The organism is Candidatus Thiothrix putei (assembly GCA_029972225.1).
Classification (GTDB): Bacteria; Pseudomonadota; Gammaproteobacteria; order Thiotrichales; family Thiotrichaceae; genus Thiothrix; species Thiothrix putei.
This window is the reverse complement of record CP124756.1, coordinates 609,248-629,918: the sequence shown is the minus strand read 5'-3', so window position 1 is coordinate 629,918 and position 20,671 is coordinate 609,248. Positions and strand designations below refer to the sequence as shown.

Annotated in this window: 22 protein-coding genes; 13 read left to right on the top strand and 9 right to left on the bottom strand. The window is 51.0% G+C overall.

Annotated elements, in window-relative coordinates:
* Window positions 1-31: 31 nt before the first annotated feature.
* From QJT81_03305 to QJT81_03275, 7 genes are all read right to left on the bottom strand, one after another.
* Window positions 32-385, bottom strand: a complete 354-nt coding sequence (locus tag QJT81_03305) for a hypothetical protein (protein WGZ95027.1) — start codon at window positions 383-385, stop codon at window positions 32-34.
* Between the two features lie 18 nt (window positions 386-403).
* Window positions 404-916 (bottom strand): hypothetical protein, encoded by a 513-nt coding sequence (locus QJT81_03300; protein ID WGZ95026.1) that lies wholly within the window; start codon window positions 914-916, stop codon window positions 404-406.
* Between the two features lie 95 nt (window positions 917-1,011).
* Complete coding sequence (adk, locus tag QJT81_03295; GenBank protein WGZ95025.1) at window positions 1,012-1,665, bottom strand: adenylate kinase; 654 nt, start codon at window positions 1,663-1,665, stop codon at window positions 1,012-1,014.
* Window positions 1,666-1,782: 117 nt separating this feature from the next.
* Window positions 1,783-3,810, bottom strand: a complete 2,028-nt coding sequence (aprA, locus tag QJT81_03290) for an adenylyl-sulfate reductase subunit alpha (protein ID WGZ95024.1) — start codon at window positions 3,808-3,810, stop codon at window positions 1,783-1,785.
* 56 nt (window positions 3,811-3,866) lie between these two features.
* On the bottom strand, window positions 3,867-4,337 hold the full coding sequence (gene aprB / locus QJT81_03285) for an adenylyl-sulfate reductase subunit beta (protein ID WGZ95023.1): 471 nt from the start codon (window positions 4,335-4,337) through the stop codon (window positions 3,867-3,869).
* 114 nt (window positions 4,338-4,451) lie between these two features.
* Window positions 4,452-5,645 (bottom strand): sulfate adenylyltransferase, encoded by a 1,194-nt coding sequence (gene sat / locus QJT81_03280; GenBank protein ID WGZ95022.1) that lies wholly within the window; start codon window positions 5,643-5,645, stop codon window positions 4,452-4,454.
* A 306-nt stretch (window positions 5,646-5,951) separates the two neighbouring features.
* Entirely contained in the window at window positions 5,952-6,911 is a 960-nt protein-coding gene (locus QJT81_03275; protein WGZ95021.1) for an MBL fold metallo-hydrolase, read from the bottom strand.
* Window positions 6,912-7,045: 134 nt separating this feature from the next.
* Between QJT81_03275 and QJT81_03270 the strand changes: the two genes are divergently transcribed.
* Genes QJT81_03270 through QJT81_03260 form a run of 3 tightly spaced genes read left to right on the top strand, consistent with a single transcriptional unit; the run spans window position 7,046 to window position 10,259 of the window.
* Window positions 7,046-7,624, top strand: coding sequence for a thioredoxin family protein (locus QJT81_03270; protein WGZ95020.1), 579 nt, complete (start codon window positions 7,046-7,048; stop codon window positions 7,622-7,624).
* Between the two features lie 56 nt (window positions 7,625-7,680).
* Complete coding sequence (locus tag QJT81_03265) at window positions 7,681-9,783, top strand: class I SAM-dependent DNA methyltransferase (protein WGZ95019.1); 2,103 nt, start codon at window positions 7,681-7,683, stop codon at window positions 9,781-9,783.
* Complete coding sequence (locus tag QJT81_03260) at window positions 9,780-10,259, top strand: hypothetical protein (GenBank protein WGZ95018.1); 480 nt, start codon at window positions 9,780-9,782, stop codon at window positions 10,257-10,259. The genes QJT81_03265 and QJT81_03260 overlap by 4 nt, the downstream gene beginning before the upstream one ends.
* Before the next feature lie 179 nt (window positions 10,260-10,438).
* Here QJT81_03260 and QJT81_03255 read toward each other — a convergent pair whose 3' ends face one another.
* On the bottom strand, window positions 10,439-11,494 hold the full coding sequence (locus QJT81_03255; GenBank protein ID WGZ95017.1) for a transposase: 1,056 nt from the start codon (window positions 11,492-11,494) through the stop codon (window positions 10,439-10,441).
* A gap of 106 nt (window positions 11,495-11,600) precedes the next feature.
* On the opposite strand from QJT81_03255, the gene QJT81_03250 reads away from it, so the two are divergent.
* The 10 genes from QJT81_03250 to QJT81_03205 all read left to right on the top strand — a co-directional run bounded on the left by QJT81_03250 (window position 11,601) and on the right by QJT81_03205 (window position 20,276).
* A complete protein-coding gene (locus tag QJT81_03250) occupies window positions 11,601-12,089 on the top strand; it encodes a hypothetical protein (GenBank protein WGZ95016.1) in 489 nt (162 codons plus the stop codon).
* Between the two features lie 37 nt (window positions 12,090-12,126).
* A complete protein-coding gene (locus QJT81_03245) occupies window positions 12,127-13,536 on the top strand; it encodes an IS66 family transposase (protein ID WGZ95015.1) in 1,410 nt (469 codons plus the stop codon).
* Entirely contained in the window at window positions 13,529-13,828 is a 300-nt protein-coding gene (locus tag QJT81_03240; GenBank protein WGZ95014.1) for a hypothetical protein, read from the top strand. Before QJT81_03245 ends, QJT81_03240 begins: the two co-directional genes overlap by 8 nt.
* A gap of 64 nt (window positions 13,829-13,892) precedes the next feature.
* Window positions 13,893-14,072: a DUF2559 family protein gene (locus tag QJT81_03235; protein ID WGZ95013.1), complete on the top strand. Its 180-nt coding sequence runs from the start codon at window positions 13,893-13,895 to the stop codon at window positions 14,070-14,072.
* On the top strand, window positions 14,062-14,652 hold the full coding sequence (locus QJT81_03230) for a putative adenosine monophosphate-protein transferase Fic (GenBank protein WGZ95012.1): 591 nt from the start codon (window positions 14,062-14,064) through the stop codon (window positions 14,650-14,652). The genes QJT81_03235 and QJT81_03230 overlap by 11 nt, the downstream gene beginning before the upstream one ends.
* Before the next feature lie 127 nt (window positions 14,653-14,779).
* Window positions 14,780-15,046, top strand: a complete 267-nt coding sequence (locus QJT81_03225; protein WGZ95011.1) for a UPF0175 family protein — start codon at window positions 14,780-14,782, stop codon at window positions 15,044-15,046.
* A gap of 24 nt (window positions 15,047-15,070) precedes the next feature.
* Complete coding sequence (locus tag QJT81_03220) at window positions 15,071-15,271, top strand: DUF3368 domain-containing protein (GenBank protein WGZ95010.1); 201 nt, start codon at window positions 15,071-15,073, stop codon at window positions 15,269-15,271.
* Window positions 15,272-15,332: 61 nt separating this feature from the next.
* Entirely contained in the window at window positions 15,333-18,602 is a 3,270-nt protein-coding gene (locus QJT81_03215; GenBank protein WGZ95009.1) for a type I restriction endonuclease subunit R, read from the top strand.
* Window positions 18,603-18,690: 88 nt separating this feature from the next.
* Window positions 18,691-20,049 (top strand): tRNA 5-hydroxyuridine modification protein YegQ, encoded by a 1,359-nt coding sequence (gene yegQ, locus QJT81_03210; protein ID WGZ95008.1) that lies wholly within the window; start codon window positions 18,691-18,693, stop codon window positions 20,047-20,049.
* A 56-nt stretch (window positions 20,050-20,105) separates the two neighbouring features.
* Window positions 20,106-20,276 carry a hypothetical protein gene (locus tag QJT81_03205; protein ID WGZ95007.1) on the top strand — a complete coding sequence of 57 codons (171 nt, stop codon included), beginning with the start codon at window positions 20,106-20,108 and terminating at the stop codon, window positions 20,274-20,276.
* 10 nt (window positions 20,277-20,286) lie between these two features.
* Here the strand turns inward: QJT81_03205 and QJT81_03200 are convergent, their stop codons facing one another.
* Window positions 20,287-20,616, bottom strand: coding sequence for a DUF3301 domain-containing protein (locus QJT81_03200; GenBank protein WGZ95006.1), 330 nt, complete (start codon window positions 20,614-20,616; stop codon window positions 20,287-20,289).
* Between the last annotated feature and the right edge of the window lie 55 nt (window positions 20,617-20,671).

The following is a 20,671-nucleotide window of genomic DNA, read 5'->3' as shown; positions in this document are numbered from 1 at the left end:
ATGCGATCTCTCAAACTAACGTGTGGATTCTTCAAGCTGTGGGAAAATTCTTATTGCGCTCGCTCTCGTGGTCTGCCTGCAAACGCAGCAGGAAGAGAACGCAGTCGCCTAAATCGGTGTATTCCTCTATACCGGTGTTGAATTGTTCTTTGGCAGAATAGAAAAATTGTGAACGGTAGCGGCTCTCGCCGGTTTTGGCGACGAGGAAAGTGCAACCGTTATGTTCCCAATACATGGCGGGACAAGCGGTGACGTCACGATCTGCTTTAGAAAGCCGCAGTTCGACTTCGACTTCCTCTGCCACGATGCCGCCGTTGCGCCAACGTTCATTAATGCTTTGCTGGGTAATGGATTTTTCGAGGTCGGTCAGATCAGGAACTGCCATAACATGCTGCCTCTGTTGTTAGTGAATGGTTGTGCTGCCAAAATCGGTCGGTGCGCCGGATTCAATGCCGTGCAATAACTCATCCTTGCTGGCATCACGGATCGCAATCACTTTGACGTGGAAGGTCATGGTTTGCCCAGCAAACGGGTGATTGCCATCCAAAGTCACGGATTCTTCAGTGACACCGGTCACGCGGAAGGTTTTGATTTCGCCATTTTCGGCTTGGAACTGCGCTTCCGCACCGATTTTGCGGTAAGGCGGCGGCACATGCTCAATGTCCTGCACCAAAATCAGGTCAGCATCGGCTTCGCCCCATGCGCCATCAACCGCCGGAACATCAACGGATATTTCATCACCCACGCGGCAACCCACCAAGGCTTTTTCCACCACGTCATACAAGCGGTTATGGCGCATGAATACCATGCTCAAGGGCAAATCCACTTGCTCCATAATCTCGCCATGACGGTCAGCGATGCGGTAAGTGAACTGGACTACCTTGCCAGCAGCCACTTTTTCGGGAGATGCAGTCATTGTTGCTCCTGATATTATTCGTAGGGGCCCACCTACGTGTGCGCCCTCTTTTGCTGATGAAAAGGACAGACACGCAGGTCTGTCCCTACAGCCGCTTAACCCAATGCCGCAAAAATATTGTCGCGAATCGAGTCAACCGAACCTACACCTTCGATACGGATGTAACGCGGGGCATTGGCTTCACCAGAGGCTGCCCACGCGGAATAGTAGCCGATCAGTGGCGCAGTTTGCGCGTGATACACTTCCAGACGCTTCAATACGGTTTCTTCCGCATCATCAGCACGTTGGATCAAGTCTTCGCCGGTTTCGTCGTCTTTGCCTTCCACTTTTGGTGGATTGAATACGACGTGATAAGTGCGACCGGATGCCACGTGAACGCGACGACCACTCATGCGGCGCACGATTTCGGCATCGTCAACCGCGATTTCAACGACCGCATCAATATCAACACCTTGGGTTTTCAGCGATTCGGCTTGCGCCAACGTGCGTGGGAAACCGTCGAATAAGAAACCATTGGCACAATCGGCTTCAGCCGTGCGCTCTTTGACCAGACCGAGGATGATTTCGTCAGAAACCAGACCGCCTGCGTCCATGACTTTTTTGGCAGCAATGCCCATTTCCGTGCCTGCTTTAACCGCAGCACGCAGCATGTCGCCCGTGGAAATTTGAGGGATATTGTATTTTTCTTTGATGAAATTGGCTTGTGTGCCTTTGCCAGCACCGGGGCCGCCTAATAAGATAATTTTCATGCGGTGAACTCCTCCAGAATTTACTACCGTAGATAACAACCAGGGCATCCTGAGATGCCCTGATGTTGGTCTAAACCCTAGTTAACTAAGGCTTAGTGCTGTCGTCAGGCAACCCGATTAGTGGGCAGCAGGCTTGAACAGCTTGGACTTATCAACCAAGTCTTTGTGAGCGCGTTTGAACACAGTCCACTGCTTAGTTTCTTTGTCGTAAACAGAGTTTACGAAGCAATGCCAGTTTTCTTCGTCCACATAGTTGTGATCCATACGGTAGTAGAAACCAGGGTAACGGCTTTCTTGACGGAACTGGATGTGCTTCATGTGCGCTTCCGCCGTCAGGATACGGTGATAGTTTTCCCATGCGCGGAGCAATTCGTGCAGGTCTTTTGCACGCATTTTCATCGCATCTTCTTTCAACATACCCAGTTTTTCTTCCGCTACTGCCAACATGTGACCGTTGGTAGTGTAGTAAGTCGCAACACCTGCAACGTACTCGTCCATGATTTTCTGGAGACGGAACTGCAACATACGTGGCGTGATGTAGTGTGGGTTTACATCAATCGCAGTGGTGTAGTCTTTGTGTTCCAGGAAAGTACGGACTGGACGGTAGATTTCTTCAACCAATGCTTCAACCGGGGTATCCAGTGTTGGTGTCCAGTCTTTGTTGTCCATAACGAACTTAACCATAGACTGTGCAGCCATACGGCCTTCAGTGTGTGAACCGGAAGAGAACTTGTGACCAGAAGCACCAACGCCGTCACCCGCAGTGAACAGGCCGCGTACTGTGGTCATACCACGATAGCCCCAGTTCCAACCTTGTGGCAGATGAGCAGGGATCTTGTCCTTGTCAGGATGTTCTTCAGTGGTCGGAGCACCAACGTCTTCAGGACCAGAAGCCCAAATACCGCAGCAACCTGAGTGTGAACCCAGCAGGTACGGTTCGGTAGGCATCAGTTCGGAGTTTTTCTTTTCTGGTTCGATGTTTTCACCAACCCAGATACCGCACTGACCGATACACATGTCGAGGAAGTCTTCCCACGCTTCTGCTTCCAAGTGCTTTACTTCACGTGGAGACAGGGTTTCGCGCAGTTTGCCCAAAGCGGTAACGGTATCCATGTAGATAGGGCCGCGACCTTCTTTCATTTCCTTGAGCATCAAGTGGTTACGCAAGCAAGATGCTGGAACCGCTGCCTGACCATACGGAGGATAGTCATTCAACAGTTCTTTGTTCTTCTGCATATACACTTCGCCGTAAGCGTTGGTAGCTTGGGCTTTGAACAGCAAGAACCATGCGCCAACCGGACCGTAGCCGTCTTTGAAACGTGCTGGAACGAAACGGTTTTCCATCATGGTCAGTTCTGCACCGGCTTCAGCAGCCATGGTGTAGGTAGAACCTGCGTTCCATACTGGATACCATGCACGGCCTTGGCCTTCACCAACGGAACGTGGACGGAAGATGTTTACGCAACCACCGGCTACCAGCAGGCAAGCCTTGAATTTGTAAACGTATACTTTGTCTTCACGAGTAGAGAAGCCAACAGCACCGGCAACGCGGTTTTTGTCGTTAGCATCATTGACTAGCTTAACGATGAAAACACGTTCCTGAATGTTGTCAGAACCCAGTGCTTTTTTCGCCGCTTCAGCAACGATCCACTTGTAGGATTCGCCGTTGATCATGATCTGCCATTTACCGGAACGGACTGGCTCGCCGCCGTCTTTCAACAGCTTGCCGCCTTCTTTCGGCCAGGTAGCACCGTCGAAACGTTCGCCGTTTACAGTTTTCCAGATGGGGAGACCCCATTCTTCAAACAAATGCACGGAATCGTCAACGTTACGGCCTAAGTCGTAAGCCAAGTCGTCACGGGTGATACCCATCAGGTCGTTGGAGACCATGCGAGCGTAGTCCGCTGGGTCTTGGTTTGGACCGATGTAAGTGTTAATTGCAGACAAACCTTGTGCAACTGCGCCGGAACGATCCATTGCTGCTTTGTCAACCAACTTAACGGTGATGTCAACGCCTGCTTCTTTCGCTGCGCCGATCCAAGGCATGATTTCATACGCCGCGCCGCACGCAGCCATACCACCACCAATGATCAGGATGTCCACTTCTTCTTGGACAACTTCTGGATTACCAAATGTACCTGCCATTTGTATTTCCTCAATGCTTAAATGTTAATAATGAAGCGTATATTGTGATTTACAAATTACTTGCAGATCAGTTCAGCAGGGTTGCCAGCGCGGTAGCCGCCCATGACATCACGCGTCAACAGTGCTTTACCCAAGTTAGCCAGATCCGCTTTAGGCTTGCCGCCGTAGCAGTCGATAGAGCCTTCTGGGGTAGTGCGGATCGGGAATTTGAAACGCTTCATTACGCCGTTACGGAATTTGATAGACCACATAATGGAGTCTTGACCGCGCAAAGGCTGTACAGAACCACCGAGTGGTACCACGTCAGCATAGTGACGTGCTTCGATAGCGTTGGAAGGGCAGATTTTAACGCAGGAATAGCATTCCCAGCATTGATCCGGCTCTTGGTTATACGCTTTCATCGCGTGACCTGTGGCAGAACCATCAACGTCCAGCTTCATCAGGTTGTGCGGGCAGATGTACATGCAAGCGGTGCGGTCGCCGCCCTTGCAGCCATCACATTTGTCAGTACGTACAAACGTAGGCATGGTGTAACTCCTTCAAATTAATTGTATTGCTACATACGGTCACAGAACTCAACCGGTGAAGCCTATGCCCTTTCCTCAAAGCTCAGACTGCACCAGAGATACTTTTAAACAGACTTAGCTGTTTTCACTTTGATAATAGTCGATCAGGATCTGAGCCACTTCAGGACGAGAAAACTCCTTCGGTGGTGCAATGCCCTGACCAAGCATTTCACGAACTTTGGTACCAGAAAGAAGTACAAAATCTTCCTTCTTGTGATCCGGTGCTTCGCACATCATCACAACCTTATCCAACTTCTTGGAGTAAGCGGTGTGGTCGGCGCGGAAGATTTCGATCTTAAGCGCATCCTTAGGCACTTCCTTATCGAAAATTTCCTGAGCATCAAATGCACCGTAATGATCACCAACACCTGCATGGTCACGACCAATAATGAAATGTGTCGCACCCATGTTTTGGCGGAACACGGCATGTAATACCGCTTCTTTCGGCCCTGCATACAACATGTCGAAACCGTAACCGGTTACCATCGCGCTGTTCGCGGGGAAGTACAGTTCTACCATCTTGCGGATGGCAGCATCACGTACTGGAGCGGGAATATCGCCCTTCTTCAGCTTGCCCAGCAGCATGTGGATGACCAAGCCATCACAGCCGAGACGATCCATCGCCATGTGGCACAGTTCTTCGTGGGCTAAGTGCATGGGATTACGGGTCTGGAAAGCAACGACCTTGTTCCAGCCACGCTCAGTAATTTCGTTGCGGATTTCAACCGCAGTGCGGAAAGTATCCGGGAATTCGCTTTGGAAGTAGGAGAAGTTCAGGACTTTGATCGGCCCTGACAGGCAAACTTTGCCTTGGGAATTGAACGTATCCGCGCCGATGTGCGCTTCACCTTCAGCAGGACGATAAATCTGCTGGGTCATGGTAGCCATTTCTTCGTCAGTGAATGCTTCAACAGCTTCCACATCCATCACCGCCAAAACCGGATTACCGCTAACATTGGGGTCTCTCAGCGCGATGCGATCGCCTGCTTTGATACTACCAGCATCTTCAACCAGATTCAGCACTGGCGTTGGCCAAAACAGACCGGACGTGGTGTGCATCGTGGCAGCGACTGACAGTGCATCAGCCTTGTTCATGTAACCAGTGAGCGGGTTGAAGTAGCCACCGCCGAGCATCACCGCATTCGCTGCTGTCGCCGAGCTAACGACGATGGAAGGCAGACCTTCTGCTTCTTTTTGCAGCGCTTCGTTTTCAGCACTGTCGTATACGAATAATGGATTCAGTTCCTCAGAACCATGAGGCTTGATCATGCCAATCTCCCGTAAGTGTGGTACTCGCCAAAATCTTGTGTAGATTTTTAAGTGACCAACACAAATTCTATCTAGCATAGAAAAATTTCATTAGCCACTTGCCTGAAATTTTGAACCACGCACACTCTATACAATTTTAGTGCATAAACCAATGGGTTTGTTTCTTCGATACGATAAGCAAAATCTATTAAACAAGCTTCTAAATGCTTATATTTAAAGAATATAATTATATTGTTATATAGCAACATGCTTACATTGAATTAGTTGATTTTATTACTAGGTTATTCGCAATTACCTGAATATACATCAGGTTTTGGCTTTTGCGAGCCGTTGCAACCACACATCCAGCCCCTGTGCATTCAGGGTGGCATCGACTCGCAATAATTCACGAATATCCCCTTCGGGAAGGTTAACACCGTGTTCAGCTATCTCTTCAAGCCAGGTCAAAAAAATCTGTTCTTTGAGTGCCTCAACGCGCCCTTCTGGTGCATTTTTTAGGGTTAACGCTAGGTTACTCAAGGCTTCGATGCTAGCGCGTAGCTTAGGCAGCAAACCTTGCACATCCGTCACGCGTCCGTAGTGGGTGAGCAACATCGCACTCGGTTGCAAGGCTGCCAACTTATCCAGACTCTGCTGCCACTCTTGCGGGGAAAAAGCCACGGGTGTGGTGGGTGCAAACATCCAAGCCCCCTGCGCGGTGACAAATTCGCGGTAGGCAATGCCGAAGGTATCACCCGTGAAGCAAGCGCGGCTTTGCGCATCGAAAATGCAGCCATGATGGTTAGCGTGACCGGGCGTATCGTAAAACGTCAGGGTACGTCCGTTCAGATCCATCACGTAGCCATCGGTCGCCGCGACCACACGTTCAGCAGGAATCGCCACTAGCTTGCCGTAATCTTTCGCAAAGCCCTCTTCGCCATACACTGCTGTTGCACCAGCCTGTAACTTTGAAGGGTCGATCATGTGCGGAGCGCCTTTCGGATGCACGATCAGCGTCGCCTTCGGGCAACGCGCCATCAACTCCCCTGCCCCGCCTGCATGATCCAAATGCACATGAGTAGGAATCACATAGCGCACGTTATCAGCACTCAAACCCAAATCCGCCAGCACTTCCATCAACAATGGCACGGTGTGGTAAGTACCCGTATCCACGAATGCCACCGCATCGCCTGTCCGCACCAAATAACACGCCGCCAATTGCGGGCGATACAAATCCGTGTCGATACAGTAAATGCCATTGCCCAAGTCTTCGTAACGTGCCGCCATTGCTGATTCCTCCATCCACAACTATTGCAGTGCAGCAGAGTATAAACAGAAAACACGGGAATTTGTCACCCACCCCCACAATTTGCGTATAATCAACGGTTCTTACCATCACAGTCAGATTTAAGGAGGCGGCTATGGCACGCACCCCATCCACCATGCTAGAACTTGGCACACAAGCCCCCGATTTCACCTTAGTAGAACCCGCCACGGGGCATTTGATCTCACGGCAGGATTTTGCGGGCAAACCGCTATTGGTCGCTTTCATTTGCAACCATTGCCCGTATGTCATCCTCATCCGCGAAGTCTTTGCGCAATTAGCCAAGGATTATCAGGAACAAGGCGTTGCCGTCGTCGCCATTAACGCCAACGATGTCGCCAACTACCCCGACGACAGCCCTGAAAAAATGGTCGAGGAAGTGCAAACGCACGGCTATACCTTCCCCTATTTGTACGACGAAACCCAAGCGGTCGCCAAAGCCTACCAAGCGGCTTGCACCCCCGATTTATTCCTGTTTGACCACGAACACAAGCTGTTTTATCGCGGGCAATTCGACGATGCTCGACCGCGCAGCGATACACCCGTGACCGGCAATGACTTACGCCATGCGCTGGATCGCTTGCTCGACAATATGTACCCGCCCGATGATCAAAAACCCTCGCTAGGCTGCAATATCAAATGGAAAGCTGGCAATGAGCCGGATTATTACGGGTAAGTAGTCAGCTTGGTCTATAATGCGCGGCTCTCCCACACAGACAAGTAGCCCCACGCATGAATGCCGAACAGCTCAAACAGCTTGAAACCGACCTTTGGTCTGCCGCCGATAATCTCCGTGCCAATACCGGGCTGAAATCCAGCGAATACGCCACCCCAGTGCTGGGGCTGATTTTCCTCAAGTTTGCCGATAATAAATACCGCCATGCCGAAGCCGAGATTGTGGCGGAATACCAGCGTTTGCAAGGCGGGCGGCGCGAGAAATCGTTGGCGGAGATTGCGCAGGAAAAATGCGGCTTTTACCTGCCGGAATCGGCGCGTTACGCGCATTTGCTGAACTTGCCGGGGCAGGAAGACATTGCCAAAGCCATCAAGCTGGCGATGGAGGCGATGGAGCAATACAAGCCGGAACTGGAAGGCGTGTTGCCCAAGGAGGAATACTTTTCCTTCAACCGCACCCCGGAAAGCCGCACGGTATTGTTTGATCTGGTGAAAAGTTTTGCCAACATTCCGCTGGATGCCAGTGGTGATGTGTTCGGCAAAATCTACGAGTTCTTCCTCGGCAAGTTTGCCCTGAGTGAGGGGCAAAAAGGCGGCGAGTTCTTCACCCCGACTTCGGTGGTCAAGCTGATGGTGGAAATCATCGAGCCGCATCATGGTTCGGTGTATGACCCGGCGTGTGGGTCGGGCGGGATGTTTGTGCAGTCCCAACATTTTGTGCAGCGGCGGCGGGCGGCATTGAGCAAGGCGGGCAAGCAGGATGCGGGCGACCAGTTGTTTGTGTACGGGCAGGAAAAGACCCTCGATAGCGTTAAGCTGGCGAAGATGAACCTCGCGGTGAACGGCTTGCGCGGCGACATCCGGCTGGCGAACAGTTACAGCGAAAACCCGTTTGACGGCTTCGGCAAGTTTGATTTCGTGATGGCGAATCCGCCGTTCAATGTCGATGATGTGCCGGTGGCGACGGTGGAAAATGACCCGCGTTTCAACACTTACGGCATCCCGCGCAACAAGACCAAGCTCAAGCAGGTGGATCAGGGCAAGGAAACCGTGCCGAATGCCAATTATTTGTGGATCAGCCTGTTCGCCACCTCATTGAAAGCCAAGGGGCGGGCGGCGTTGGTGATGGCGAATTCGGCGAGTGATGCGCGGCATTCCGAGGCGGAAATGCGCCAGAAACTGGTGGATAACAACCTGATTTACGCGATGTTGACGCTGCCCTCGAATATGTTTTACACCGTGACGCTGCCTGCGACCTTGTGGTTTTTTGACAAGGCGAAGGCGGATAACAAGATTCTGTTCATTGATGCGCGGAATATTTTTACCCAGATTGACCGGGCGCACCGCGAATTTACCGAGGCGCAAATCCAGAACATTGCGGTTATCAGCAAGCTGCACAAGGGCGAACGTGCCGAGTTCCTGGGCTTGATTGATGGCTATTTCACCGACGGTATGGCGCGGTTGGCGGAAAACCAGCAGCAGGTTGAACCCGTAAGTGCGCAATTGTTGGCGGTGTTGGCGGAGGCACAGGGCAAGCAGGCGGTGCAGGATTTGCTGGCACAATGGCAGGGCTTGGCGGCGTTGGAACAGGCGTATCAGGATTATGTGGAAAGTACTGAAAACATGGCTGGCGATGATGCCGCGCTGGATGAAATGAATGCGTTGCAACACGGGTTGCGGGCGACGTTTGATCCGTTCTTTGTGGGCTTGCACGCGGGTTTGAAAAAGCTCGACAAGATTATCCGCACCCACGAAAAAACCAAGGCGGAGGCGGCGAAAGCGGAAGGCAAACGGGCGGGAACTGACCGTGAAACCAAGCAGCTCAAAGCGGCGTTGGAGCAATTGCACAAGGAAGTCAGCAGCGCGGAAAGCACCTTTCAGCACATCCACTGGTTGCAGGAACGGTTTCCGGCGGCGCGTTACGAAGACGTGACCGGGCTGTGCAAACTCGCGTCCCCTGCCGAGGTGCAAGAACAGGATTACTCGCTGAATCCGGGGCGGTACGTTGGCGTGGTCATCGAAGAAGACGGCAAGACCGAAGAAGAATTCCTCGCCGACCTCATCGCCATGAACGAGGAGTTCACCAAACTCAACGACGAAGCCCGCGAACTCGAAAAAGTCATCGCCGCCAACCTGCAAGTGTTAACAGGTGACGCATGAAAAATTGGGAAGAAAAAAAACTGTTTGAGTTATGCGAAACGGTGACAGTTGGTTTTGTCGGCTCAATGGCTAATGAATATGTTGAAAAAGGCATACCTTTTCTTCGCTCTTTAAACATCAAGCCTTATTATCTCGACTTCAATAACTTGATGTTTGTTGATAATGCCTTTCACGCCAAGTTGAAAAAGTCATCGCTAAAACCTGGTGATGTTGCAGTTGTTAGAACAGGTTATCCGGGTACAGCCTGCGTTATTCCAGAATCACTTGGTGAAGCAAACTGTAGTGACTTGGTAATTATCAGGCCGGGTAAAAATCTTAATCCCTATTTTTTGGCTGCTATTTTTAACTCATCATTCGGCAAGAATTTAGTTGCGGGAAATTTGGTTGGTGCAGCACAGCAGCATTTTAATGTTACGGTAGCAAAGGAACTTAAATTTCGTTTCCCTCCGAGCGACTTGCAAAATCCGACAAACTGAGTTGCTCAATTTTCAGCATTGACCGAACGCCGCATATTCAGCCGATTTTTTACTCAATTTGACCAACGAAACCTGAGCTTTTTCAGTTTTACCGTAACTTTTGCTAAATTTCACCCATACCGATGCGACTGCTCCTGTTTTTCAGTCAGTCTTCCCGTGTTTTTTCAAACCCAGTCGCTTTATAACAAGACACGCATCAGTTGATCAGCACTCAACACCAAAATCCCAAACATCAAGTGGCTGTAAACTTTTTGCGCACCTTGCACCCACACATTCCGACCACCAAATTCATCCTTCAGGCGGGCATTGGTTCGTTCTACGGTGCTGCGAATTTTGTAACGCTCGGCATCAGCAGGTTCAAACGCTTCTTTCTGTCCGCCGCGAGGATTGTGATCAATCAGAGGGACATGCCCCAGATGACGGCTGTATTCGTGCAAATCAGCACTGCAATAGGCCGCATCCATCAGGTCGTAGAGACTGGTGACACGTTGGGCACTGATTTGAGAGAGTGGGATGGCTGCCCCGCTGTCGTGAAAGGAGGCGGAAGACAGAATGGCTGCTATCGGGACACCACAATCGGCGGTATCGATATGCAGTTTGTAGCCGTTCCAACTGTGCTTGTAGCCTTGGGCATTCTTCTTCGTCCCCCGGTTACACTGAACCGGTATCTCATCGAGTGCTTGCTGAAGTGACTGTTCCCGTTGGCGCTGAATCCGTGTTTGCCCTTGTTTTTTCTTTGGCTTTTCCTCGGCAACAGGCCGTTCACGTGCCTCAATGGCTGTTGAATCCCGACACAGGTGGCCGATCAGCGCATCGCCCAAATACGTTTTCACCAACGTTTCATGCACACGTTCCGCTAAACGCTGTTCAGCAAATTCAGCGAAGGCACGTGAAAAGGTGGATTCGGAAGGCAGTTTCTTGGTCAGGGGAAACCCGCAGATGCGTCGCAGGGAGCGATCGTTTTGCAGCCGGTCAATGAGTGCTCGCGTATTGACAATATTGAGCACGCTTTTGGCGACAAAAGCATTGGCAAACCAAGATCGCTCCGTCGCTGGCCGTCCAGACCCATCACGAAAAGAGCGCACAAAATCTTCAATGCGCGTCAGCTCCAGTACGTGAATGAGCTTTTCAAGCTTGGGGGTCAATGTGCCAAAGGCATCATTGAAGCAAGGCAGTATTTCAATTTGCAGCAAACTCCAGCGTTGTGCAATCAGGGCGCGTTCGGTAGAATTCATAGCGTGGGCTTAATGGTTGTTTTGACGCTTCTATTATCGCCGAAAACGGCAGCCCACACTTCTTTTTTCCTTCAGATGAAGGAAGGTTCACGCTGAAAATGTAATTTTGCAAGTGGCTCCTCCTAAAAGAACTCAGGACAAAATTGCGGGCATTCTCTCCGCCTACGACGATCTGATCGAGAACAACAAGCGGCGTATTGCCTTGCTGGAAAACATGGCGGAAGAACTCTACCGCGAATGGTTTGTGCGCTTCCGTTTCCCCGGCTGGCGTGAGGCTAAATTTGAGAAGGGGATTCCGAAGGGATGGGAAAATAAAAGATTTGATGATTTTTGCACGCTACAACGTGGATATGATTTACCAGATGCAGATATTGAGCCGGGAGACTTTCCTGTTGTTGCTTCTACGTCAATTAAAGCATTCCATAAAGAGTTCAAGGTTAAGCCGCCTATTGTGGCAACTGGTCGTTCAGGAAGTCTTGGCACAGTCCAGTTTATTCAAAAGCAAGCATGGCCTTTGAATACCTGTCTGTTCGTAAAAGATTTTAAAGGCAATAGCCCATATTTGGTTTATTTCATTTTAAAAGCCATGCGGTAACTACTCAGTCTCCTAAAAAATCAGCTACACTATCGGTATGAACCAGCTACCCCGCCCAACACGAGAAAGTCTCCAGCAGTTAAGCCACGCCGAATTGGTGGAGTTAGTGTTGACGCTGTTTGACCGTATTGATCAGTTGACCGCCCGCGTGAATGAGCTGGAAGCACAGCTCAACAAAAACAGTAAAAATTCACACAAGCCCCCGTCATCGGATGGACTGAAACGCCAACCCGCACAGCCGCGTCAGCTTGGACAACGCCCAAAAGGTGGCCAGCCAGGTCATAAAGGGCATAGCCTCGTGATGCACCCATCACCCGATCACGTGGAATATTACGGTGTTGCCGGGCATTGCGACTGTGGTTTGCCGCTAACCGAAGCCCTGATTGAGACAGGTGAATGTCGGCAACAGTGGGACATTCCCGAACCCCAAATCGTGGTCACGGAACACCGCCAACTGATTTGCACGTGTGGTTGTGGCAAGGTTCATAAAGGCGAATTCCCGGCAACACTCGCCCCTTACATCAGTTACGGCGCACGTTTAAAGGCCTATACGGTGGGTTTGGTACAAGGTCATTTCATTTCGCTGTCACGGGCAAGCGAGATTGTATTCGACCAATACGGTGTTAAGCCTTCCGATGGCAGTGTGCAGCACTGGATCGGTCAGGCGAGTGAAAACCTGACGGCCACTTATACAGCTATTCAGAACACCATTAGTAGCAGCGACGTGGCTCACTTTGATGAAAGCGGAATGCGGGCGCAAGGCAAAACCCAATGGTTGCATGTAGCCGCAACACCCGAAGCCGTTTACTACACTGCCCATGCACGGCGCGGATACGAGGCCATGACAGCGGCGGGAATCCTGCCGGTATTCCAAGGCGTTGCGGTTCATGACCATTGGAAACCGTATTTCCGCTTTGATCAGGTGGTACACAGCCTTTGTGGGGCGCATCTGCTGCGGGAGTTGAACTACTTTGATGAAACCCTCAAACATCAATGGCCTGCACAACTCAAACAGGTCTTGATTGATGCTAAGACCGCAGTGGCTGAAGCAAAAGACGCGCAACAAACGGCATTGTCGCTGGAGCAAATGACTGAACTCAAGCAACGTTATGACCAATGGGTGAATCACGGACTGTTGATTTTCCCTGAACAACCTAAAATCAACCCTAAACAAGGCAAAGCCAAACAAGACCCCGCCAGAAACTTGTTATGCCGTCTACGTGACTTCAAGGATTCGGTGTTGCAGTTCATTCAGCGGTTTGATGTACCGTTTGACAACAATCTGGCTGAACGAGCCGTTCGACCCGTCAAAGTTAAACTCAAGGTGGCGGGTGGATTCCGCGCAATGGGCGGTGCGGAGGCTTTTTGTGTTATCCGTTCCGTGTGGGAAACCGACAAGATTCAGGGGCGAAATCCGTTTGAGTCTCTCAGAGCGGTTTTTGGATAGACTGAGTAGTTACGCCATGCGGTTGGAGAATTTCAATGCTGGTGCAGGCGTTCCCTCATTAAACCGCAATCACCTTGCTGCGCTCAAATTAGCTGTGCCTGAACAAACAATCCAGCAAAAGTTTGATGAGATAATTTCCCCAATATTCAAAAGTCTGGCTCAACAAGCAGAACTTACAGAAAATTTGCTGAAGACAAAAAATACGTTGTTGCCGCGTTTGATTTCGGGGAAATTGGCGGAGGAGAATTTGGCGGTGCAGTTGCCGCCGTCGATGCGGGAAACAACATCGTGACTAGTGGCGCAATGGATACCTATGCTAAAATGTCACTGTTTTCTAACGGTAAAAAGGCTATCTGATGCTGACTAAAGAACAAAAAATCATCTACTTCCACGCCACCCGTAACCGCAATTACCAAGCCAGTTTACGGCTGGAAGGTTTCACCACAGCCCCTGAAAAAGAAGTCGATCTTGATGCCCTGACACGCCAGCAAATCTTGCAACGCATCCAGCAAATCAAACTCCGCTATGCAGGATAAATACGGTGTCACCAACGATCCTGCTTGTTACCCCAACAGCACGGTCTTAGTGAACCATCTGGGTATTCGGGATGCCGCCGAACTTGCAGAAGTCGAAAAAGCCCTGACAGAATCCAGAGCAGCTTTGTTTGAGCCTGATTTTTCAGCTTTTAATTTGGCGACATTGCAAGCTATCCATCGTCATTTGTTTCAAGACATTTACCCGTGGGCGGGGGAGTTACGAACAGTTGACCTCAGCAAAGGCAATACCCGCTTTTGTACCGCCGCTTACATCGAAAAAGAAACCAACAAGTTGTTGCGCAAGCTGGCAAATGAAGATTGCTTGGTAGGCTTGCCCGTCGCTTCTCTACTGGAACAATTGGCTGACTACTACTGTGAATTGAATGTGATTCACCCTTTTCGCGAAGGCAATGGGCGCACTCAACGGTTGTTTTTTGATCTAATCGCTATCAATGCAGGATACGGGTTGGATTGGTCGCAGGTCGAGCAGGACGAGTGGATTCAAGCAAATATTGCCGGTTATTTGGGTGACTTGCAGCCATTACAAACCCTGTTTCAGCGGATTATTTCCGATATTTGAGCGTTTTACTATCTTGTTGATTTCGGTGACGTTGGAGGATTTGGCGGTGCAGTTGCCGCCGTCGATGCGGGAACAGAGCGCGGTTTCGTGCTAGTATGACATCAAACATCGTTAGCAGAGGTGCATCATGCAACTGACACTCGATATTCCAGAAAAGTATTTGATCTTTCAATCACCTACCGAGCTTGTGCGCCTGCTCAAGCTGAATACCGCCATCGACTTGTACCGTCAGGGGCGTTTTTCCGCCAGTGCTGCCGCTGAATTTGTCGGCGACCTAGACCGCTATGAGTTTTTATACGAATGCCGTCAACGGGGCATCGAGCCGCCGCAGACCTACGAAAGCACCGACGAGCTGCAAGCAGAAATTGAGATGTTGGCGCGGAAGTTGGCGTGATACAAAAATCTTCACGCCGATTATTTGCTGATTGATGAAAAAGCCGGACGCAAAGTGGCAAAGATCAATCAGGTCAAAATTATCGGTAGTCTCGGTGTTCTCATCGAAGCCAAGCATAAAGGTATCATTCCATTGCTTGCGCCCTACATTGACATTCTGCGCCTGTCTAAAGCCCATTTCGGTGAGGATTTATTGGCTTACGCACTAACAGTGGTCGGGGAGTAGCTGGAGGCTAACGTCTGCGCTAAACTTCCCCAAATCCGCGCAAATAAACGGGGCAGGGCAAATGGCAAGAAATTTTATATCCGAAGATGACATCGAGCAGGCATTGCTGCAAAAGCTGCAACACTTGCACGGTTTCGATGTACTGGATTGCCATGCCGCCAACCCCGATGATCTCAACGACGGTTCACAACGCACCGACAAGCGCGACGTGATTCTCGCCGAGCGTTTACGGGAAGCCTGCGCACGCTTGAACCCGCACATTCCCGCCAGCGTTATCACCGAGGTGGTGGCAATGCTGATGGATCGGCGTATCGCACTTTCCCCGCTCAAAGCCAATCAGGAACTCGACCAGTTTATCCGCGATGGCGTACCCGTCACCTTTGAGTATGCCAAGGGCGTGAAACAACACGACTTCGTGCGCCTGATCGACTTCAGCATACCCGCCAATAACCGCTACCTCGCCGTGGCGCAATTGTGGATCAAGTCACTGGGACAAGCCCCCAAAGCTGCCTACCGCCGCCCGGATGTGATTTTGTACGTCAACGGTTTGCCGCTGGTATTCATTGAACTGAAAAACTCCAACGTCAAACTCCGCAGTGCGTTTGACGACAACCTGACCAATTACTTGCACGATATTCCACAACTGTTCCACTGCAATGCGTTTTGCATTCTCTCCAACGCGCTGGAAACCCGCGTGGGCAGTTTTACTGCCGGTTGGGAACATTTCTTCCACTGGTTGCGGGTGGCGGATGAAAAAGAAATGGTCAACCGCCCGCAAATCGAAGCGCAAGGCACATCGCTGGAATACGCCATCGCGGGTTTGTGTGAGCGCAGCCGCTTGCTGGATTACCTGGAAAACTTCGTGATCTACCACAAGGGCAATACCAAAATCATTGCGCAAAACCACCAGTTTCTGGGCGTGAACAGTGCTTATCAACGTTTCCTGCAACGTGAGCAGCACGACGGCAAGCTGGGGGTGTTTTGGCACACGCAAGGGTCAGGCAAAAGTTTCTCGATGATTTTTTACGTGCGCAAAATCTTCCGCAAGGTCAGTGGCAATTTCAGCTTTGTGGTGGTGACAGATAGGCAGGATTTGGACGGGCAGATTTACCGCAACTTCCTGAATACCGGCACGGTGCAAAAAGAAGATGCCGCACAACCCAGTAACGCCGAAGAGATGCGCAAGTTTCTGGGGCAGAACAAAAAGGTGATGTTCACCCTGATCCAGAAATTCCGCTACGACAAGGGCAAAGCCTACCCGCGTTTGTTTGACCCCAAGGATGGGCGCGAAGTGATCGTGATGGTGGATGAGGCGCACCGTACCCAATACCAAAGTCTGGCGGAAAACATGCGTGCTGGACTCAAAGGCGCACATTTCCTCGCGTTCACAGGTACGCCACTGTTGGGCAAAGAACGCAAAACCAGCGCGTGGTTCGGCGGTTACGTCTCGGAATACAACTTCCAGCAAGCGATGGACGATAAAGCCACCGTGCCGCTGTTCTACGAAAAGCGTGTCCCCAAGGTGTTGATTCAGAATGAGGATTTGAGCGAAGAATTCTGTGCGTTGCTGGAAGAGGAAGAGCTGGACGCGGCGCAACAGGACAAGCTGGAACGCAAATTCGCCACTGAAATGGAAGTGATCAAACGCGACGACCGGCTGGATACGATTGCACAAGACATCGTGTACCACTTCCCGCAGCGCGGTTATCTCGGCAAGGGCATGGTAATTACCGTCGACAAATTCACTGCCGTGACCATGTATGACAAGGTGCAGCAGCATTGGAAAGCTGAACTGAAAAACCTGCGCGGGCGCATCAATACCACCACCAATGAAGTTGAAAAAGCCCGCCTGAAAAAACGGCTGGAATGGATGAAGTCGGTGGAAATGGCAGTGGTTATCAGCGATCCCAAAGCCGATGAAGCGCGTTTCACCCAGCAAAAGCTCGACATCAAACCGCACATTACGCGGCTCGACCAGTTGGATGCCAACGGTCACGATATTGAGCACAATTTCAAAGACCCCGAACACCCGTTGCAACTGGTATTTGTGTGCGCCATGTGGCTGACTGGCTTTGACGCGCCCACCGTTTCAACGCTGTATCTCGACAAGCCGATGAAAGGCCACACCTTGATGCAAACCATCGCCCGCGCTAACCGCGTCGCGTCTTACAGCATCCAAGGTTACAGCGGCAAACCCGTGGAAAAGCAGCACGGCGAAATCGTTGATTACTACAATGTGTTCCGCAATATGAAAAAGGCGTTGAAAGATTACGCGCAAGGCGACACGGGCGAAACCGTGCCAGTGCAGGAAAAAGCCGAATTGCTGGTGTTGCTGGATGATGCGGTTGCCCAAACGCTGAGCTTTTGTCGTGAGCGTGACATTGACCTGAATGCTGTACTAGGTACGCAAGACACTTTCAAAAATATTGCGAAATTCAACGCTTTTGCCGACATTTTGCTGGGCAATGAGGAATGGCGCAAAGCCTTCAACGTCTACGACAATACCGTGTCAGCCTTGTACGAAGCCTGCAAACCAGAAATTTATCAGCAAGCACCACGGCTGGATATTGCCGCGATCCAATACTTACGCGGGGTGGTGGATAGCTTGGTGGAAGGTGCAGATATTGAAGCCGTCAGCCAGCGCATTGCCGAATTGCTGGATGAAAGCGTGGTGGTGGATGATGCCGACGAGTTTCGCCAGCGCGAGTTCGGGGCAGAATACCGCATTATCCAAAAAGGGCGGACGTGGGATTTGAGCAAGATCGACTTCGACAAGCTGCGCGAAGATTTCAGCGTTGCGCATTACAAAAATATCGAGATTGCGGATATGCGGGCGTTTATTGAAGCCAAGTTGCACAATATGATGGCGCAAAACGTGACGCGGGTAGCATTTGCGGCACGCTTGCAGGCAATTATTGAGCGTTACAACGCGGGTAGTTCCTCCACCGATAACTATTTTGAGGATTTAGTGCGTTTCACCCAAGCGCTGCAAACCGAGGATGAACGCCATGTGCGCGAAGGCTTGAGCGAGGATGAGCTGGAGCTGTACGACTTGCTGAAAAAAGACAAACTCACCCAAGCTGAAGAACAGCGCGTGAAACTGGCGGCGAAAGACCTGCTGATCCGCTTGTTGCAGGAACACCCCAAAGTGTTGGTGCAAGATTGGTGGAAAGACAGCCAAACGCAATTGGCGGTGAAAAATGCGATTGAGGACGTGCTGGACAAGGATTTACCCGACAGCTACGACCGCGTGACCTTCAAAACCAAGTGCGACAACGTATTTGCGTTGGTGCTGGACTTTGCGGCTAATCGGCGTAAGTGGGCAGCCTAAACCGCCCCAGCCTTGCAGTAAATTAGCCTAGCGCCACACTTGGGAATATAATCCCCGCTTGAACTTACACACAGCGGATACTCCCCCCATGAAACGCCCTGAATTGCTTGCCCCAGCGGGTACACTCAAATCCATGCGCCACGCCTTCGCCTACGGTGCGGATGCGGTCTACGCCGGACAACCGCGCTACTCGCTGCGGGTGCGCAATAATGAATTCAAAAACGACAACCTTGCACTCGGTATTGCCGAAGCGCATTCGTTGGGCAAGCAATTTTTCGTCGCGGCGAACATTTCCCCGCACAACAGCAAGATCAAAACCTTCATGGAAGACCTTGCGCCGGTGATTGCGATGAATCCCGACGCGCTGATCATGGCAGACCCCGGCTTGATTATGTTGGTACGCGAAAAATGGCCAGAAATTCCCATCCACCTTTCCGTGCAAGCCAACACCGTCAACTACGCCACGGTGAAATTCTGGCAAAGCCTCGGCTTGACCCGCGTGATTTTATCGCGGGAATTATCGCTGGATGAAATCGCCGAAATCCGCCAAGAATGCCCGGATATGGAGCTGGAAGTCTTCGTCCACGGCGCGTTGTGCATTGCGTATTCTGGGCGTTGTCTGCTTTCCGGCTATTTCAACCACCGCGACCCCAACCAAGGCACTTGCACCAATGCCTGCCGCTGGGAATATAAAACCACCGAAGCGGTCGAAGCAGCGGAAGGCAAATTTGTCCCCAAAGAAGCGGTATTGCCGATGGATTTGTTCAACCAAGCGCAAAGCATGGGCAGTTGTGGCAACCAAGAACGCCATCCGCTGGCGGACAAGGTGTATTTCCTCGAAGAAACCAACCGCCCCGGCGAACTCATGCCCGTCATGGAAGATGAACACGGCACGTACATCATGAATTCCAAAGATTTACGCGCCGTCGAACACGTCCAAAAACTCACCGAAATCGGCGTGGATTGCTTGAAAATCGAAGGGCGCACCAAATCGCATTACTATGTGGCGCGTACTGCCCAGACGTATAAGCAAGCGATTGATGACGCCATGGCAGGGCGCAGCTTCGACCCCAAATTGCTGGGCGTGTTGGAAAATCTGGCGAATCGCGGTTACACCGATGGCTTTTACGAACGCCACCATACCCACGAATACCAAAACTACATGCAAGGCGCATCAATGGGGCATCAGCAGCAATTCGTTGCCGAAGCCATGCGTGTTGACCGTGAAAATGGCTGGATTGAGCTGGATGTGAAAAACCGTTTCGGCGTGGGCGATCGGCTGGAAATGGTACTTCCCGACGGCAATAACCGCGAATTTATTCTAGACTCGATGCAAACCCTACTCGGTGATCGTGTAGAAGTAGCACCGGGCAGCGGTCATAAAATGCGCATTCCACTGCCTCAAGGGGTGGATAGCGATATGATTCTCATCAGCCGGTTCTTGTAATGCTGCATTTTCTGATCATCGTCCTAACCCTTGGAACTTGGATGGTGACGCAAAACATGATGTACGCCGCTGTGGTGCTGGTGGTTGGTTGGGTTGCTGCCTCAATCCTTGGTAAAGTGCTGACGTGTTTTTTTTACGCCCTACTGATCGGCTTGGTAGGGCTTTATGTGTACGCCCACCAAACCGATCAGTCGTTTATGGTATTGCTGTGGAAAGTGATCTTCTGAAAGCAACCACTCATGATTCGTGTTGCTCAATCGTCGTCCCCTCCTCCTGATCCAACTGCACCTGTTCCAACAGACGCCCGCGTAAAATGGCACGACCATGCCGTCGTTCTACCCCCTGTGCACTGAACTCAAACCCGTAAATTCGCCGCCACACCAAATGCCCCTGACGATTACGGGTAGGTTTCATGCTTTCCAGCGACACGGTTTGATCCAAAAGCTGCACGTCAATCTCACGACATGCCCGCGTAGCCGCAGCCACTGCACGTTCCCGTGCATTCATCGAATCCATCCAAAACCAAATACCTAGCCCTAACAACCCCAATAACAGCAAATTTTCCATTTTTGTCCTTGAAAATAGTAGAATGCACCCATTATTACGGAAATCTGCTAACGGA